The sequence below is a fragment of the Pseudorhodobacter antarcticus genome (assembly GCF_900110135.1).
GTDB lineage: Bacteria > Pseudomonadota > Alphaproteobacteria > Rhodobacterales > Rhodobacteraceae > Pseudorhodobacter > Pseudorhodobacter antarcticus.
In genome coordinates, this window is sequence record NZ_FOCO01000014.1 from 37,659 (window position 1) to 53,217 (window position 15,559).

Below are 15,559 nucleotides of genomic sequence, written 5' to 3' on the forward strand. Positions count from 1 at the left end.
GGGCTGCGGGCGGAGCCTGCGGCGCAGGTATTTTTACCAAGATGAAGGGGAGCGCGGTTTTTCGCGCCCCGTTTTTTTAGGATTTTGGTGGGATGCAGTGAGGGCAGCGCGGGCTTTAAAGTGCCGCGCGGTTTATTTTGCGGTGAGGACACCGTTTGTTTCATTTTGCGGTGAGGACACCACGGGCGATCTGGTCTTGTTCGATGGATTCGAACAGGGCGCGAAAGTTGCCTTCGCCAAAGCCATCATCGCCTTTGCGCTGGATGAATTCGAAAAAGATCGGGCCGATCACGGTTTTGGAGAAGATTTGCAGCAAGATGCGGGTTTCACCACCGTCCACCACACCTTCGCCATCAATCAAGATGCCGTGTTTGGCCATGCGGCCAAGGGGTTCCATGTGCCCTGCGACGCGGGTTTTTGACAGCTCGTAATAGGCGGGGGGCGGCGCGGGCATGAACTTGAGGCCGCGTTCCGCGATGGCATCGACGGTTTGATAAATATCCTCGGACCCGACGGCGATGTGCTGGATGCCCTCGCCGTTATAGCGTTTGAGGTATTCGACGATTTGGCCCGCCTCGCCGCGATCTTCGTTGATCGGGATGCGGATGCGGCCACAGGGAGAGGTGAGGGCGCGGCTGTAGAGGCCGGAATGTTTGCCTTCAATATCGAAAAAGCGGATTTGTTTGAAGCCGAAGATGTTGGCGTAAAAGGCAAACCACGTGTCCATATTGCCTTTGTGGACGTTGTGGGTGAGGTGGTCGAGGTAATGAAACCCAACGCCTTTGGGCTTGGCGGGCGCGGTGAAGGTGAAATCGCGGTAGGGGTTTGGGTCGCCGTATTGGTCGGTAAAATAGATCAGGCTGCCACCGATGCCGACGATGGCCGGCAGGTTCAGGGTTTTGTCCGTGCCGGTGTAGGGGGTGGCGCCTTGGGCAGTGGCGTGTTGCAGCGCACCGTCAGCATTGGCGACGCGCCAGCCCATCGACGGCGCGCACGGCCCGTGATCGGCGACAAAGCGGGTGGCGTGGCTGCCAGGTTCGGCGTTCAGGATATAGGTGATGTCGCCTTGCTGCCACAGCTCCACTTCCTTGGTGTTGTGGTGGGCGGTGCGGATATAGCCCATGCGGGCAAAGAGATCGCGCAGGGATTGCGGGTCGGGGTGGGCAAATTCGACGAATTCAAACCCATCGGTGCCAGCCAGATTGGCGGGCGATTGGATGGATTTGGGGGCGGTGTGGGGGAAGGGACCCATGTGAATATCCTTATGGTTTAGTTACAAAAGTTTACCGCGTTTGTGATCGTAATTTTGCGCGTTTTTTGGTAGGGTTGCCCGGTGGAATGCGGAAGATACGCAGGATATTTAGAATTATTGCGGGGTTTGCGCGGTGCTGGATGATCTTGATTCGTGATTGCTGGCCGAGGTGCAGCGCAATGCGATGCTGACCGCGCAGGAATTGGGCGAGCGGTTGAACCTGTCGGCCAGCCAAGCAGGGCGGCGCAGGCAGCGGTTGGAGGCGGAGGGGTTTATCACCGGATATACCGCAAAGCTGGCCCCGGCGCGGGTGGGGTTGACGGTGCAAGCCTTTGTGCAAGTGCAAATGGCCAGCCATGCGCCAGAGGGCGCGCGGGGGTTTGCTGCCTTGATTGCGGCGCGGCCAGAGGTGATCAGCGCGTGGACCCTAACGGGGGAGGCGGATTATTTGCTGCGGGTGTGGTGTGCCGATTTGGGCGCGCTGAACCAGTTGATCCATGCGGTGTTATTGCCGCATCCGGCGGTGGCGCGGGTGCAAAGCCAGATTGTGATGGACCAGTTCAAACCGGATGCGCCGCTGCCGACGTGAATGATGTAAAGGATTGATATGGAAAGCTTTCTGCTCCAAGCCTCGATCTATTTGGGGGCGGCGGTATTGATCGTGCCGCTGGCGGTGCGATTGGGGCTGGGGTCTGTGCTGGGCTATTTGGCGGCAGGGATTTTGGTGGGGCCGATTTTGGGGCTGGCGGGGACCGAAACGGAGGATTTGCAGCATTTCGCGGAATTTGGCGTGGTGATGATGCTGTTCTTGATCGGGCTGGAATTGGACCCCCGCGCGCTGTGGGACATGCGCCACAAGCTGTTGGGCTTGGGCGGGTTGCAGGTGGTGTTGACCACGGCGCTGATTGCGGTGGTGGCGCATTGGCTGGGGTTAAGCTGGCAAGTGGGGCTAGTGCTGGGGATGCTGTTTTCGCTGTCCTCCACCGCGATCGTTTTGCAAACATTGTCCGAAAAGAACCTGATGCGCACGGGCGGCGGGCGGGCGACATTTGCAGTGCTGTTGACCCAAGATATTGCGGTGGTGCCGATTTTGGCGGTCATCCCGTTGCTGGCGATCAGTGGCACGGGCATGACGGCGGAAACCTTTGGCATCACGGATGGGGTGGCGAAAACCGAGGCGGCGACAGGCGCTGCCGAGCCGCTGTTAACGCTGGTGCAATCGCTGCCGGGCTGGGCCGTGACGCTGATGACCTTGGGAATTGTTGCAGGCATTATCCTTGCGGGGCATTTCCTGACGCGCCCGGTGTTTCGCTTTGTCCATGCGTCGCGACTGCCAGAAATGAGCACATTTATCTCGTTGCTGATGGTGCTGGGGATTGCTTTTTTGATGATGCTGGTTGGTTTGTCCCCGGCTTTGGGCACGTTTTTGGCGGGCGTTGTGCTGGCAAACTCTGAATTTCGCCATCAGTTGGAGGCGGATATTCAACCCTTCAAAGGTATCCTGATGGGGCTGTTTTTCATCACCGTGGGGGTTGGCATCAACTTTGGCATTCTGGCCGCCAACCCGGTCATGGTGCTGTCGCTGACGTTGGGGGTGATTGCGGCAAAGGCGGCGGTGCTGCTCCTCCTCTCGTTCATTTTCAAAATTCGCGGGCACAATCGCTGGCTGTTTGCACTGGGATTGGCGCAGGCTGGCGAATTTGGATTCCTAATCGTCAGTTTCGCGCGCAAACAATCCATTTTGCCGGGGTCGCTGGCGGAATTGGTGCTGCTGATCATCAGCTTGTCGATGCTACTGACCCCTGCCCTGTTCATCGGGTATGAGGCGCTGGCTCGGCGGATGAAAACGCGCGAGGTGGAGGATCCGGCAGATGTGATTGACGAAAAAGGCCTGATTATCATCGCAGGCATCGGGCGCTTTGGCCAAAACGTGAACCGTTTGGTGCGCATGAGCGGCCATTCAACCGTGGTTTTGGACAGCGATATGGCCGCAATCGAGCAAATGCGCCGCTTTGGCGCCAAGGGGTTTTTCGGCGACCCAACCCGCCCCGAACTGCTGGAGGCGGCGGGGCTGGCAGAGGCGTCTGTGCTGGTCGTCGCTGTCGACAGCCCCGAAAACGCGCTGAAAATCACCGCCTATGCGCGCAAACACCGCCCCGATTTGCACATCATCGCGCGCGCCTATGACCGCCCGCATGTGTTTGCGCTGTATCAAGCGGGGGCCAATGACATTGTGCGCGAAACCTACGACAGCTCCATCCGCGCCGGGCGCTATGTGCTGGAAAACATTGGGTTCACGGATTATGAAGCGGCAAAACTGGCCAAGACTTATTTCAAGGTGGAACGCGCCGCCCTGCGCGATCTGGCCGAACTTTGGGTGCCCGGCCAACCTGTGCATCTGAACGACGCCTATATCGCGCGCGCCCAACAGCTGGAACGCGATTTGGCCGCCGCCATGTCCGAGGATTTGGATGAAACCCGCCCCAACTTGACCGCGGCGCAGTAACCCCGTCATTCGTCTTGGTCCAAATACCTTCGGGGGGGCTGCTTTGCAGGGCAAAGCAGCCTTGGGGGCAGACAGCCCCCTGCCTGTTTGCCGCCCTCAGCCGCCCGCAACCCCTGCTTCGGCGAATGTCGCCATGCCAGAATGGCAGGCCACGGCCCCTTGCAAAATCCCAATCGCCAGCGCCGCCCCCGACCCTTCGCCAAGGCGCAGGTTCAAGTTCAGCAAGGGCGTTTTACCCAAATGGCGCAGCAGCGCGGGATGTGCGGATTCCGCGCTGACATGGCCCGCGATGGTGTGGTCCAGCGCGCCGGGGTGCAGTTTGGCCAGCACAGATGCCGCTGCACAGCAGATAAACCCGTCCAAAATCACGGGGATATGCAGCACGCGGGCGCGGGCAATCGCCCCGGCCATGGCCGCAATTTCGCGGCCCCCAAGGCAGCGCAGCACCTCTAGCGGCGCGCGAGATGTGTGCAGCGCAAGCCCTTGTGCGACCACATCGGCCTTGCGCGCAAGGCCAGCATCGTCAACCCCCGTGCCGCGCCCGACCCAATCCGCAGCCGTGCCGCCCCACAACGCACAGGCGATGGCGGCGGCGGGGGTGGTGTTGCCGATACCCATTTCGCCTGTCACCAGCAGATCGGCGGCGGGATTGACCGCATCCCAACCGGTTTGCAGGGCAATTAGCAGATCGGCGTCCGACATTGCCGGGGCGGTTGTGAAATCCTGCGTGGGGCGATCAAGGTCCAGCGCATGGACCGACATTTGCGCGCCGTAAAGCGTGGAGAGTTGGTTGATCGCGGCCCCCCCGTGTTGAAAATTGGCGACCATTTGCACCGTAACCTCGGGTGGGAAAGCCGACACGCCGCGCGCGGCTACGCCGTGATTTCCAGCAAAAATAAGGACTTGGGGGTGGGTGATGCGCGGGCGGTCGGTGCCGCGCCATGACGCATACCAGATTGCCAATGTTTCCAGATCGCCCAACGCGCCGGAGGGTTTGGTCAATTGCCCATTGCGCGCGGCGGCACCCGCAAGCGCCGCCTGATCCGCGCCGGTGCTGGTGGCGAGGGCGGTTTTGAAACCTGCAAGATCGGTGAAGGGGGGGGGCATGGTGGCTCGCTCCTTGTCGTTTGCGCCTGTCTTGGGTAGCTAGAACCAACGGCTTTGGCCAGTGCTGAAAGGGACGCAAGTATGAGGCAAAACGACATCATGGGCGATGTGGCGGGTGCACTGCGGTTGCTGACGCGGCTGCCCCTACCCCATTCGGCGCATATTCCGGGGCCGGGCGCGGCCTGGGCCTGGCCTTTGGTGGGGGTGGTTGTGGGGGGCATTGCGGCGCTGGTCGCCATGGTGCCTGTGGGCGCGGGTGTCGCGGCGGGGCTGGTGCTGGGTGTTCAGGCGATGCTGACCGGCGCGATGCATGAGGACGGTTTGGCCGACACCGCCGATGGGCTGTGGGGCGGCTGGGACAAAGCGCGGCGGCTGGCGATTATGAAGGACAGCCACATCGGGACATATGGCGTGATGGCGTTGTTGGTTGTGGGGTTGGTGCGGTGGTCGGCGTTGGTGGCCGTGATTGGTGCGGGCGCGTGGTGGGGGGTGGTGGTGGTCGCCGTGGTGTCGCGCGCGCCTATGGCGGTTTTGATGGCGGCGATGGAGTCGGCGCGCGGGGCTGGGTTGGCGCATGCGGTGGGCATGGTGCCGCGCCCGTCAGCGGGGGTGGCGGTGCTGATTGCGGTTGGATTTGCGCTGACGCTGGGGGCTGCGGGGGTGTGGCTGTTGGTTTGCGTTGGAGCGGTGGTTTTGGCGCTGGCGCGAGTGGCGCAGGCCAAGATTGGCGGACAAACCGGGGATATTTGCGGCGCGAGCCAGCAATTGGCCGAAGCCGCTGGTTTGGTGGTATTGGCGACCTTGGTATAAATGCAAAACGGCGGCCCGTTGGGACCGCCGTTTGCTGTGGTGACGCCGGCGATTAGGCCGCGCGTGAGGTCAGCACGTCATCGACGGTTTTTTGCGCGATTTTTTCATCAATGCTGGACACGGCGGCCACTTCACGGGTGAGGCGTTCCAAGGCCGCTTCATACAGCTGGCGTTCGGAATAGCTTTGTTCGCGCTGGTCATCGGTGCGGTGCAAATCGCGGACCACTTCGGCAATCGAGAGCAGATCGCCGGAGTTGATTTTCTGTTCATATTCCTGCGCGCGACGCGACCACATGGCGCGTTTCACACGGGCTTTGCCCTTCAGCGTGTCGAGCGCTTTGGTGATCATATCGGGGGAGGACAAAGAGCGCATGCCGATTTCGCTGGCTTTGTGGGTGGGGACCCGCAGCGTCATTTTGTCCTTTTCAAAGGAGATGACAAACAGTTCCAGATGCAGGCCGGCAATTTCCTGTTCTTCGATGGAAATGATCCGGCCAACGCCGTGGGCGGGGTACACAACAAACTCATTCGGGCGAAATTCGGGCTTTTTGGTCTTTGTCATCTGGCGGTATCCTCGGTTGGTCGCGCAGCATTTTCGGACGCGAAAAACCGCACGCGGCCGATGAGGCCCCGACGATTGAAAAGCATATCCGAAAAGTCCCATCGCGGCTGGCAGCACTGGGTGTGGCGTGGCGATCTTTGTTTAGCTCTGCGCAACACATAACACAGAATCGGTCTGATTCCAACAGGGGAACAAAAAGGCGGAGCCACGCGCCCTGCCCCTGCAAATCAAGGTTATTCGCGATGTTTAGGCGACCGCTGCGCGCGAATCAGCCGCCTTGGCCGGGCAATGGCGAAAAGTATTTGGTCATTTTGTCTTTTTCACCGTCACGCGCTTCGTAATCTGGCAGCGGGTCTTGTTTGGTCACGATCACGGGCCAAGCGATGGAATATTTGCGGTTAAATTCCACCCATTTTTCCATATCTGGTTCGGTATCGGGGCGGATTGCATCGGCTGGACATTCGGGTTCGCACACGCCGCAGTCGATACATTCATCGGGGTGAATTACCAGCATGTTTTCGCCTTCATAAAAGCAATCCACCGGGCACACTTCGACGCAGTCGGTGTATTTGCAAGCGATACAGTTGTCGATCACCACATAGGTCATTGCTGGGCTTCTTTCGTTTGGGCGCGTGTTGGGGCATGGGATAAATCACCCGGGCCAATCATTCAAGCGGGGATAGGGTCGCATCTGGGGGTGGAGCAAGGTCGGTGTAGTGGCTTTGCGCCTCCGCTGCGGGGCCACGGCGGGTGGCGATGCTGCCCACACGGATCACGCGGGTTTCTTTGGCCATGGGGAAGGTTAACGTATCACCGGGGCGCACGGCATGGCCGGGTTTGGGCTGACGCTGGCCGTTGATGCGCAAGCGGCCTTTGGTGATCATTTCGGTGGCAAGGCTGCGGGTTTTGAAAAACCGCGTGTAGAACAGCCATTTGTCGATGCGGCAGCTGTCGGGGCTGTCGGTGTCTTCGTCTGGGCTGCCGTTTTGGTTGGGGGCAGCAGTGCCGCCCCCTTTCTTTGCACGTCTGGCCAAATCAGATCTTGCCTTTGAGCGCCATCAAAGCGGCGAAAGGGTTGTCTGGGTCGATCTTTTTTTCCGGCCTTGCAGGGCGCGATTCGTATTTTTGCGGGGCGTTGTGGGCGGGTTTGCCGCCGTCCTTGCCTTTGCCCTTATAGCCGCCGCCATCGCGCTTTTCGCCGCGTGGGCGATCACCTTGCGGTTTGTCGCCACGGGGACGGTCGCCACGGGGTTTGTCGCCAGCAGGTTTGTCACCTCGGGGGCGATCGCCACGGGGACGGTCGCCGCGTGGTTTGTCGGCAGCGGCCCCTTCGCCATCGGCGGCGGGGGTTGCGGGTGCAGCCTCGGCACGGCGGTGATGAACTGGGCGGGCGGGACGTGCACGGGGCGCCCAAGTGAAGGTGATGAATTGCTCCATATCGACCACGGGGGCGTCGACCACTGCCGCGTCTGGCGCTGGGGCGTCGGGCGCAGCGGTTGCATCGGTTGCATCGGCCACCACGGCGTCCGCTTGTTCTGCGTCCGCAGTTGCTGCCTCAACGGCTGCTGCGTCATCTGGCACGATGATTTTTGCGGCGGCTGCGGCGGCGGCGGCGGCGGCGGCCACATCCTCGGCGGTCAATTCCTTTGGGGCGCGGGATTTGGCCTTGGGGCGTTCGCCCTTTTCGCCTTTGTATCCCAAGCCCGCCATCAAGTCGGCGAATTGGTCCAGCGTCATACCCGTGATCGACAGCATGTCTGGCACCGCTTCAAACCCGCTACGGCTGTCTTGGCCACGAAGCAGGTCCGCGAGGCGTTCCAGCATGTCGATGCGGATCGCGCGGGGGCCTGCGGGGCGGTAGCCGGCAAGGGTGTAGTGCTGCATCGGTACATCTGGGATGTTTGGAATCGTCACCAAACCGGGGGGCGGGCTTTCTGGAAATTCCTGAAGGCCGTTCATCAAGGACCACAGCACCAAGCGCAAACGGGTCGGCGCAGGTTTCAGCAAAAGCTGCTGGAAAATGGTGTATTGGCCAAAGCGGATGCCGTGCTTGCGCAGCTGGCCGCGTGCCTCTTGGTCCAGCGCCTTGACGGCGTCGGCGACGTTTTCGCGGCTGATGATGCCCATCGCCTCAACCATTTGGAACGCGAAACCGCGCGCCATACCGGTCAGGGTTTCATCGCGGCTCATGTTCAACAAGGGTTCAAACAAGGTGGCGATTTTGCGGTCGATAAAGTGCTGCAAGCGGCGCTTTACCTTTTCGGCAATCTCGGGCCCCGCATCTTCATCGACGAACGCATCGACGCTGGGGCGCAGCGCATCGGCACCTGCGACCAATTTGCCCACCGCAGAATTGCCCCACATCAGGCCACCCTGCTCGGTGAAATCCAGCTCCGTGTCCGGGGCATTGTAGAATTTATCTGCGCGCAGATGGAATTCCGGTTTCAGCGCCTGCACGGCTGCCATGCGCAGCGTGCGCGCCTCGTCCACCGTGGCGGTGGCGTCTTGGCGGAACCGGAAGCCTTCCAGTTTGCCGACAAATTCACCCTCTACCGTCACTTCGCCTTTGTCATTCACCTCGGCCACAAGGCTCTCCTTCTGCTTCAACCGCCGCATGAGCACAGAAGTGCGGCGATCAACAAATCGTTGGGTCAGCCCGGCATGAAGCGCGTCTGACAAGCGGTCTTCTACAGCCCGTGTCTCTTGCCGCCAATGGCCTTCGTCTGCAACCCAATTTTTGCGTTGCGCGACATAAGTCCATGTGCGGATAAAGGCGAGGCGTTTCGAAAGGGTATCAATGTCGCCTTCCGTTCGGTCAATGCGCTTGATCTGGGTCGCCATAAAATCGGCGGGAATGTGCCCTTTGCGCAGGTATTCAAAGATACCTTGCAGCAGGCTGGCGTGTTCAGTGGTGGAAATGCCGCGAAAATCGGGGATGCGGCAAACGTCCCACAGCAAGCGCACATCCTGCGGCGATTTGACGTGATCGTGGATTTCGGGCAGCGCCCAGAGGGTTTTCAGCGCTGTCACATCATCAGCGTCGCGGGCGCGCGATAGCCATTCATCGTCGGTGTGGCGTTCCAACGCACCGATCAAGCGGGGGACGGTGCCAAATTCCAACTGTTCGTTGCGCCATGACAGTTTGCGGACGGGTTGGAAGCGGTGGTTTTCGATATCATCGACCACTTCGTCTGACAGCGGCCGCGCCTCACCCGTGACGCCAAAGGTGCCAGAGGTCATGTGGCGGCCCGCGCGGCCAGCGATTTGCGCGAGTTCTTGGGGGAACAGCGCGCGCATGCGGCGACCATCAAATTTCACGGTCGAGGAGAAAGCGATGTGTTTGATATCAAGGTTGAGGCCCATGCCAATCGCATCGGTGGCGACCAGATAATCCACATCGCCGTTTTGGTACATTTCCACTTGGGCATTGCGGGTGCGGGGGGAAAGGGCCCCCATGACGACCGCGCAACCGCCCTTGGTGCGGCGGATCCATTCGGCGATGGCATAGACATTTTCAACAGAAAAACCGACGATTGCGGACCTTTCGGGCATCCGGCTTATCTTTTTCGAACCTGAATAGGTCAGTTCGGACAATCTGGGGCGCGCCATGAACTGCACGCCCGGCACTAGGGCGGCAATGGCGGGGCGCATGGTATCGGCCCCAAGGAAAAGCGTTTCATGCAGCCCGCGCGCGCGCAAAAGGCGGTCGGTGAACACATGGCCGCGTTCGGCATCGGCGCAGAGTTGAATTTCGTCAATCGCGATGAAATCGGCACCGATTTCCAGTGGCATCGCCTCTACGGTGCAGACCCAATATTGGGTGCGGTCGGGGACAATGCGTTCTTCACCCGTCACCAGCGCCACGATGTTGGGGCCGCGCAGGGCCACGATGCGGTCATACACCTCACGCGCCAGCAAGCGCAGCGGCAGGCCGATGACCCCGGTGCGGTGGCCAAGCATGCGTTCAATCGCGTAATGGGTTTTGCCGGTGTTGGTCGGTCCCAGAACCGCCGTCACCCGCGCGGTGCTCCGCATAACCTTGGCCTTACATTTCCTGCCCGGATGCCGCTGTTTGCAACCGCTTCACCGCATCCTCTATCCCGGCGAGATGGGGATGTATAGCGAGGGCGGCCTGGTACATGGTCAGCGCGCGGTCGGGTTGATCCGTATCCTCCAATATGCGGGCGAAACCGGACATGGCCCCGAAATGGCGCGGGTTCAGGGTAAGGACTTGGGCGATATCGGCAACCGAGGGGCCGAATTGGCCTGCTTGGAAATAGGCGGTGGCGCGGCTGTTCCACCCTTCGGCAAAATCGGGGGCGTGATCGATCAACGCGGTGAAATGTTCAATCGCAATGGCCGTATTGCCCGCCTCCATCGCGTCGCGGCCACGTTGCAGCAGCAAGTCCATCGCAGGGGAGCCGGATTTCGACCATTCGCGCCAGATTTTGCGCTCCAACCGCCCTGCGGCGGGCCCTTCGGCGGTTTGCAATTGTGTGAACATTTCGTCCAGCGTTTCTGCGCCCGCTGGAAAAGCGAGGGCGATTGCGAAAAGGGACGCAACGACACGATTGTGAAAGGGCTTGCGTGGTTTCATATTGCAAAGTGTAGCGTGCGCGGCGGGAAAAGCCATATGCCCCAAGCGCAAATTGATGTGAGATTTGAAAGGAATTGCGATGAGTGCGGTGATTGATGCGGCGGTGGCACGGCTGTCGGCCAAGGTGCAAGGCTTTGACGGCGTTGCGAAATTTGTGGTGACGGGTGAAGGCGCCATTATGATTGACGACACCGGCGTGCGCGCGGGCGATGAAGAGGCAGATGTGACATTGACCGCGAATGCAGAGGTGTTTGAGGCGATTCTGGAAGGCGAGATGAACCCGACGACCGCATTTATGACCGGAAAATTGTCGGTGGACGGGTCGATGGGCATGGCGATGAAGCTGGCATCGGTTTTGTCGTGACCGAAAATGCGCCCCTTTTTAATGATCTGGCGACCGGGCCAGAGGGGGGGCGCGCCTTTTGGGTGACGGCGCGTGACGGCCTGCGGCTGCGGTTAGCGATTTGGCCTGCGGGGCCGCGCGGGTCGGTTTTGATATTGCCGGGGCGGACGGAGTTTGTCGAAAAATACGGCCGTGCGGCGCGCGACTTTGCTGCGCGCGGGTATGGTGTGATAACGCTGGATTGGCGCGGCCAAGGGTTGGCGGATCGACCTGTGGGAAAACCCATGCTGGGTGATGTTGAGGATTTTCTGTTTTATCAATGGGACTTGCAAGCCGTTCTTGAGAAGTTGGATGAGCTTGGCATCGCCCCGCCGCAGCATTTGGTCAGCCATTCGATGGGCGGTTGCATTGCTTTGCGGGCGCTGGTGGCTGGGTTGGCGGTTAAGGCGGCGGTGTTTTCCGCGCCGATGTGGGATATTGAATTTGGCCATTTCGCGGGCATTGTGCGCGGCGTTGCGCGCGGGGGCACAGCACTGGGGTTGGGGCCACGCTTTGCGCCCGGCACATCGGATGAGACCTATGTTTTAGGGCAGAAATTTGCGGGCAATTTGCTGACGCGCGATGCCGAAACCTATGGCTGGTTGCAAGCGCAGGCGCGGGCACGGCCCGAGCTGAATTTGGGGGGGCCAAGCCTGCAATGGCTCGATGCCGCGTTGCGCGAATGTCGGGATTTGGCGCGGTTGCCCAGCCCGGATGTGCCTGCGCTGTGCGTGCTGGGCGGGGCGGAGCGGATTGTGGCCCCGGCTGCGATCCATGCGCGAATGGCGCGGTGGCCGGGCGGCACGTTAGAGGTTATTCCCAATGCCGAACATGAGGTTATGATGGAAATTCCCGCCAGCCGCACACGGTTTTTTGACGGGGCGGCGGCGCTGTTTGCAGCGCACCCTTAGGCGGTTAGCGGGGCAACAGCCTGTGTTCGGCGCGCAAGCAGCCGTTGAAATGATCTAGGATATTTTGCGCGGCCATCATGCCCATCGCGCGAAACGAGCCATCAGACAGGGCGGCTGCGTGGGGCGTTAGGATGATATTGGGGGCACAGCGCAACGGGTCGGTTTCGGGCAAGGGTTCGTGCGCTGTCACGTCCAGCCCTGCCCCGCCAAGGTGGCCGTTTTGCAACTGGGCGATCAAGGCGGATTCGTCAATCAAACCGCCGCGCGCGCAGTTGATGACCAGCGCGCCGGGGGGCAACAAGGCCAAGGTTTGCGCGTTGAGCATGCCGCGCGTGGTATCTGTCAGGGGGCAATGCAGGCTGACGATATCGGCATAGGGCAAGGCCGCTGCAAGGTCGGGTTCCACCGCAAAACCCGCAGCGCGGGCGGGCGAAAGAACGCGGGAATTGATGGTGACTTTGACCCCCAACCCTTTGGCATGATTGGCCAGTCGCTGACCGCTGGCACCGTAACCCACGATCAACAAACGCTTGCCATCAAGGCCCGGCACGCGGGGGGCTGCACCGCGCGCCGCGCGTTGACCATCCAGGTTGCGGGCCAGCGCTAGCATGAGCAGCAGCGCCTGTTCGGCCACGGCGGTGGCGTTGGCGCCCGGCGTGTTGGTGACGGTGATCCCTGCGGCGCGGGCGGCATCCATCGGGATATTATCCACCCCCACCCCGTGTTTGGAGATCATTGCAAATTGCGCCACATCGGCGGCAGTCAGCGCGCGAATGCGGACCAAAAGCGCATCGGCGGGGTGCAGATTTGCGGGGGCGAGAGTGGTGGGAGGGCCGATCACCTGCCAGCCCGCATCCCGCAACAACGCCAGCGCATCGGGGTGGACGGGTTCGGTGACGACGACCCGGCGGGCCATTCAGAGGTCGATCTGCGAAAACCCATCGCGCAGGGCGGTGGACCACGCATCGGACATGGCGCGAAACGCCTCATCCCCCGCCTCAATCCGGCGGCGGTCGGTGACGCGGCAAGTGTCGCGTTCGATCACCGCCAAATCCAGCGGCATCCCCACGGAAAGGTTGGAGCGCAGGGTGGAATCCATCGACAATAAAACGGCTTTTTGGGCGTCACGCAGGCTGGTTTGCGGGGTCACGACACGGTCCAGAATGGGTTTGCCGTATTTATGTTCACCGATTTGCAGGAAGGGGGTATCTTCGGTCGCCTCGATGAAATTGCCTTCGGGATAGATAAGAAACATGCGCATTTCACCGCCGCGCCGCTGGCCTGCCACGATCATAGAAGCAGAGGCCCCTTGGGACATCGACATTTTTTCATCAATATCTATGCGCACTTGGGCGAGCATGGAGCCGACGATATCGGCCACTTTCAGCATGGTCGGCGCTTTCATGATGTTGTGGTCGTCGCCGCTGTCGGGATCATCGATCACCTCGCGCAGGCGCGCCATTGTGGTTTGCGTGACCGACAGGCTGCCTGCGGTCAAGATGGTGACAACGCGTTCGCCCGGCTGTTCAAACACGAACATTTTGCGGTAGGTGGAGATGTTATCAAGCCCCGCGTTGGTGCGCGTGTCAGATAGCAAAACGATGCCCGCGTTCAATAAAAGGCCAACGCAATAGGTCATGGTCCGCTCCGCTTGATGGGTTTTGTTATGCTTACTGGCCCGATTGCTGGACCGCAAGGTGGACATCAAGCTGTTCGGTGCCCGGCCCGCGCGCGATGCCTTTGATCGGGGCCGCGTCCATCGCATCAAGGCCAGAGCCGAGGCGGATGTAGCGGTCATCGGGGCAGCAGCGGTTGGCGGGATCAAAACCGACCCAGCCCAGATCGGGGAGGTGGAGTTCGGCCCAAGCGTGGGCGGCCTCGTGCAACGTGCCATCCTCGGTCGCGTGCAGATAGCCGGAGATGTAGCGCGCGGGGATGCCGGCACGCCGCGCAATGGCCAAAAGCGCGTGGGTTTGATCTTGGCACACGCCCTGCCCCAGCGCCAACGCCTCGGCGGCGGTGGTGGCGGCGTGGGTGGCGCCGGGGGTGTAGGCGATAGTATCGGCGATAAGGGCAGACAGGCGGTGGGCGGCGGCAAGATCGCCCGCACCCGCATTGGCGCTGGCGGCAAGGTCGGCAAGCGCCATGTCCGCATCGGTCGCATGGGTGGATTGCAGATAGCATTGCGGCGGAGTACGTTCGCGGTGGCCGCGCAAAACCCCAACCAAATCCGTGGTTTGCACGCGGCCCTGCACGGTCACGGTGATTTCGGACACCGGGCCTTGGATGGTCCAGGCCTGCACATGATCGCCCGCGCCATCGCGAAAATGGCCGCCTTTGATGCCATCGGTGACGGTGATCTGCCAATCCAGCACGGTTTGGCCATCAAACGCGGTGGGCTGCAAGCGGTGGGTTTGCACCACGCCGCGCACTGGCTGGCTGTAGCGGTAGGTGGTGACGTGATCGACGGTGAGCAGCATCAGCGGATATCCCCGTTCAAATAGCTTTCGCGGATTTCATGGGCGAGCTTGCCGGTTTCCTTGATGAAACGAGTCAGAAATTCGTGCAGCCCTTCTTCAAAAATATCCTCAACGCGGGCTTCGGACAGTTCGGCCAGCAGCGCGCGAGCTTGAGTGCGCGCAGAGGTTTGGCGTTTAAGGCTGCGATCCATGCGGTCCAGATGCGTGACCAGCCCATCGGCGCAGGTGATCAGCGAGCGAGGGCATTGCGGGTTGAGGATGAGAAAATGCGCGATTTTGGACGCCGTCACATCGCCGCCATAGGCCCAATGAAAGGCGCGGTGCGAGGACATGGCGCGGAGTAACGTGGTCCATTGGTAGTTATCAAGGCCGGAGCCAACGTATTCGATGCGGGGCAGCAGCACATAGTATTTCACATCCAAAAGCCGCGCGGTGCTGTCAGCGCGTTCCAGATAATAGCCCGTATTCAAGAAATTATAGCCATCACCACGCAACTGCGTCGCCTCAATCGCGCCGCGCATCATGGCGGTGTGGCGCATGGTCCATTCGGTAAGGCGCGACAGGTCCATCTCGGATCTGGGTTGACGCTCCATTTGGCGTAGTTCTTGGAAGGCGGAATTGATCGCGTCCCAGACCTGCGAGGTGAGGGCGGTGCGCACGATGCGGGCGCTTTCGCGCGCCGCCGTGATGCAAGACACCACCGACGACGGGTTATCGCGGTCGAAAAATAAATGGCTTTCCACATTGCGCTGCACGATGTCGCCATATTTTTTGTTAAACGCGGCGGAGGTGCCGATGGCGCGCAGCAAGCTTTCCCATTCGCTGCGATGCCCTTGGGATGAGGGGATCAGGGCGTTGCGCGCGCCGACTTCGAGCAAGCGGGCGGCGGTTTCGGCCCGTTCCATATAGCGGGCGATCCAGTAAAGATTATCGGCGGTTCTGCTGAGCATAA

Annotated in this window: 16 protein-coding genes; 5 read left to right on the top strand and 11 right to left on the bottom strand. The window is 60.9% G+C overall.

Features of this window, described 5'->3' with window-relative positions:
* Positions 1 to 160: 160 nt before the first annotated feature.
* Positions 161 to 1,252 carry a 4-hydroxyphenylpyruvate dioxygenase gene (gene hppD, locus BMY36_RS09015; RefSeq protein WP_050520884.1) on the bottom strand — a complete coding sequence of 364 codons (1,092 nt, stop codon included), beginning with the start codon at positions 1,250 to 1,252 and terminating at the stop codon, positions 161 to 163.
* 157 nt (positions 1,253 to 1,409) lie between these two features.
* On the opposite strand from hppD, the gene BMY36_RS09020 reads away from it, so the two are divergent.
* Both BMY36_RS09020 and BMY36_RS09025 read left to right on the top strand, forming a co-directional pair.
* Positions 1,410 to 1,841, top strand: a complete 432-nt coding sequence (locus tag BMY36_RS09020) for an Lrp/AsnC family transcriptional regulator (protein WP_269430860.1) — start codon at positions 1,410 to 1,412, stop codon at positions 1,839 to 1,841.
* Positions 1,842 to 1,859: 18 nt separating this feature from the next.
* On the top strand, positions 1,860 to 3,758 hold the full coding sequence (locus BMY36_RS09025) for a cation:proton antiporter domain-containing protein (protein WP_050520885.1): 1,899 nt from the start codon (positions 1,860 to 1,862) through the stop codon (positions 3,756 to 3,758).
* Positions 3,759 to 3,854: 96 nt separating this feature from the next.
* Here BMY36_RS09025 and cobT read toward each other — a convergent pair whose 3' ends face one another.
* Positions 3,855 to 4,865, bottom strand: coding sequence for a nicotinate-nucleotide--dimethylbenzimidazole phosphoribosyltransferase (gene cobT, locus BMY36_RS09030; protein WP_050520886.1), 1,011 nt, complete (start codon positions 4,863 to 4,865; stop codon positions 3,855 to 3,857).
* A gap of 81 nt (positions 4,866 to 4,946) precedes the next feature.
* On the opposite strand from cobT, the gene BMY36_RS09035 reads away from it, so the two are divergent.
* Complete coding sequence (locus tag BMY36_RS09035) at positions 4,947 to 5,675, top strand: adenosylcobinamide-GDP ribazoletransferase (protein WP_050520887.1); 729 nt, start codon at positions 4,947 to 4,949, stop codon at positions 5,673 to 5,675.
* A gap of 52 nt (positions 5,676 to 5,727) precedes the next feature.
* Here the strand turns inward: BMY36_RS09035 and BMY36_RS09040 are convergent, their stop codons facing one another.
* The 5 genes from BMY36_RS09040 to BMY36_RS09060 all read right to left on the bottom strand — a co-directional run bounded on the left by BMY36_RS09040 (position 5,728) and on the right by BMY36_RS09060 (position 10,834).
* Positions 5,728 to 6,237: a CarD family transcriptional regulator gene (locus BMY36_RS09040; protein ID WP_050520888.1), complete on the bottom strand. Its 510-nt coding sequence runs from the start codon at positions 6,235 to 6,237 to the stop codon at positions 5,728 to 5,730.
* 268 nt (positions 6,238 to 6,505) lie between these two features.
* Positions 6,506 to 6,844 (bottom strand): ferredoxin FdxA, encoded by a 339-nt coding sequence (fdxA, locus tag BMY36_RS09045; protein WP_050520889.1) that lies wholly within the window; start codon positions 6,842 to 6,844, stop codon positions 6,506 to 6,508.
* A 58-nt stretch (positions 6,845 to 6,902) separates the two neighbouring features.
* Positions 6,903 to 7,271: an RNA-binding S4 domain-containing protein gene (locus BMY36_RS09050; RefSeq protein WP_082224935.1), complete on the bottom strand. Its 369-nt coding sequence runs from the start codon at positions 7,269 to 7,271 to the stop codon at positions 6,903 to 6,905.
* 1 nt (position 7,272) lies between these two features.
* On the bottom strand, positions 7,273 to 10,272 hold the full coding sequence (locus tag BMY36_RS09055) for a helicase-related protein (protein WP_050520890.1): 3,000 nt from the start codon (positions 10,270 to 10,272) through the stop codon (positions 7,273 to 7,275).
* Positions 10,273 to 10,282: 10 nt separating this feature from the next.
* Positions 10,283 to 10,834: a tetratricopeptide repeat protein gene (locus tag BMY36_RS09060; protein ID WP_050520907.1), complete on the bottom strand. Its 552-nt coding sequence runs from the start codon at positions 10,832 to 10,834 to the stop codon at positions 10,283 to 10,285.
* A gap of 79 nt (positions 10,835 to 10,913) precedes the next feature.
* Here BMY36_RS09060 and BMY36_RS09065 point away from each other — a divergent pair, with 79 nt between their 5' ends.
* Both BMY36_RS09065 and BMY36_RS09070 read left to right on the top strand, forming a co-directional pair.
* Positions 10,914 to 11,198: an SCP2 sterol-binding domain-containing protein gene (locus BMY36_RS09065; protein WP_050520891.1), complete on the top strand. Its 285-nt coding sequence runs from the start codon at positions 10,914 to 10,916 to the stop codon at positions 11,196 to 11,198.
* Entirely contained in the window at positions 11,195 to 12,127 is a 933-nt protein-coding gene (locus BMY36_RS09070; RefSeq protein WP_050520892.1) for an alpha/beta hydrolase, read from the top strand. Before BMY36_RS09065 ends, BMY36_RS09070 begins: the two co-directional genes overlap by 4 nt.
* A gap of 4 nt (positions 12,128 to 12,131) precedes the next feature.
* Here BMY36_RS09070 and BMY36_RS09075 read toward each other — a convergent pair whose 3' ends face one another.
* Genes BMY36_RS09075 through BMY36_RS09090 form a run of 4 tightly spaced genes read right to left on the bottom strand, consistent with a single transcriptional unit; the run spans position 12,132 to position 15,557 of the window.
* Positions 12,132 to 13,043 (bottom strand): NAD(P)-dependent oxidoreductase, encoded by a 912-nt coding sequence (locus BMY36_RS09075; RefSeq protein ID WP_050520893.1) that lies wholly within the window; start codon positions 13,041 to 13,043, stop codon positions 12,132 to 12,134.
* Complete coding sequence (locus BMY36_RS09080) at positions 13,044 to 13,766, bottom strand: proteasome-type protease (protein WP_050520894.1); 723 nt, start codon at positions 13,764 to 13,766, stop codon at positions 13,044 to 13,046.
* Between the two features lie 31 nt (positions 13,767 to 13,797).
* Positions 13,798 to 14,607, bottom strand: a complete 810-nt coding sequence (locus BMY36_RS09085) for a transglutaminase family protein (protein ID WP_050520895.1) — start codon at positions 14,605 to 14,607, stop codon at positions 13,798 to 13,800.
* A complete protein-coding gene (locus BMY36_RS09090) occupies positions 14,607 to 15,557 on the bottom strand; it encodes an alpha-E domain-containing protein (protein WP_050520896.1) in 951 nt (316 codons plus the stop codon). The genes BMY36_RS09085 and BMY36_RS09090 overlap by 1 nt, the downstream gene beginning before the upstream one ends.
* Positions 15,558 to 15,559 lie beyond the last annotated feature (2 nt).

What these genes read in the sequence shown, in the direction of transcription:
- BMY36_RS09060 (WP_050520907.1), bottom strand. Translation starts at nt 10,834, where the DNA reads ATGAAACCACGCAAGCCCTTTCACAATCGTGTCGTTGCGTCCCTTTTC.
- cobT (WP_050520886.1), bottom strand. Translation starts at nt 4,865, where the DNA reads ATGCCCCCCCCCTTCACCGATCTTGCAGGTTTCAAAACCGCCCTCGCC.
- BMY36_RS09055 (WP_050520890.1), bottom strand. Translation starts at nt 10,272, where the DNA reads ATGCGGAGCACCGCGCGGGTGACGGCGGTTCTGGGACCGACCAACACC.
- fdxA (WP_050520889.1), bottom strand. Translation starts at nt 6,844, where the DNA reads ATGACCTATGTGGTGATCGACAACTGTATCGCTTGCAAATACACCGAC.
- BMY36_RS09035 (WP_050520887.1), top strand. Translation starts at nt 4,947, where the DNA reads ATGAGGCAAAACGACATCATGGGCGATGTGGCGGGTGCACTGCGGTTG.
- BMY36_RS09085 (WP_050520895.1), bottom strand. Translation starts at nt 14,607, where the DNA reads ATGCTGCTCACCGTCGATCACGTCACCACCTACCGCTACAGCCAGCCA.
- BMY36_RS09090 (WP_050520896.1), bottom strand. Translation starts at nt 15,557, where the DNA reads ATGCTCAGCAGAACCGCCGATAATCTTTACTGGATCGCCCGCTATATG.
- BMY36_RS09080 (WP_050520894.1), bottom strand. Translation starts at nt 13,766, where the DNA reads ATGACCTATTGCGTTGGCCTTTTATTGAACGCGGGCATCGTTTTGCTA.
- hppD (WP_050520884.1), bottom strand. Translation starts at nt 1,252, where the DNA reads ATGGGTCCCTTCCCCCACACCGCCCCCAAATCCATCCAATCGCCCGCC.
- BMY36_RS09025 (WP_050520885.1), top strand. Translation starts at nt 1,860, where the DNA reads ATGGAAAGCTTTCTGCTCCAAGCCTCGATCTATTTGGGGGCGGCGGTA.
- BMY36_RS09075 (WP_050520893.1), bottom strand. Translation starts at nt 13,043, where the DNA reads ATGGCCCGCCGGGTCGTCGTCACCGAACCCGTCCACCCCGATGCGCTG.
- BMY36_RS09065 (WP_050520891.1), top strand. Translation starts at nt 10,914, where the DNA reads ATGAGTGCGGTGATTGATGCGGCGGTGGCACGGCTGTCGGCCAAGGTG.
- BMY36_RS09040 (WP_050520888.1), bottom strand. Translation starts at nt 6,237, where the DNA reads ATGACAAAGACCAAAAAGCCCGAATTTCGCCCGAATGAGTTTGTTGTG.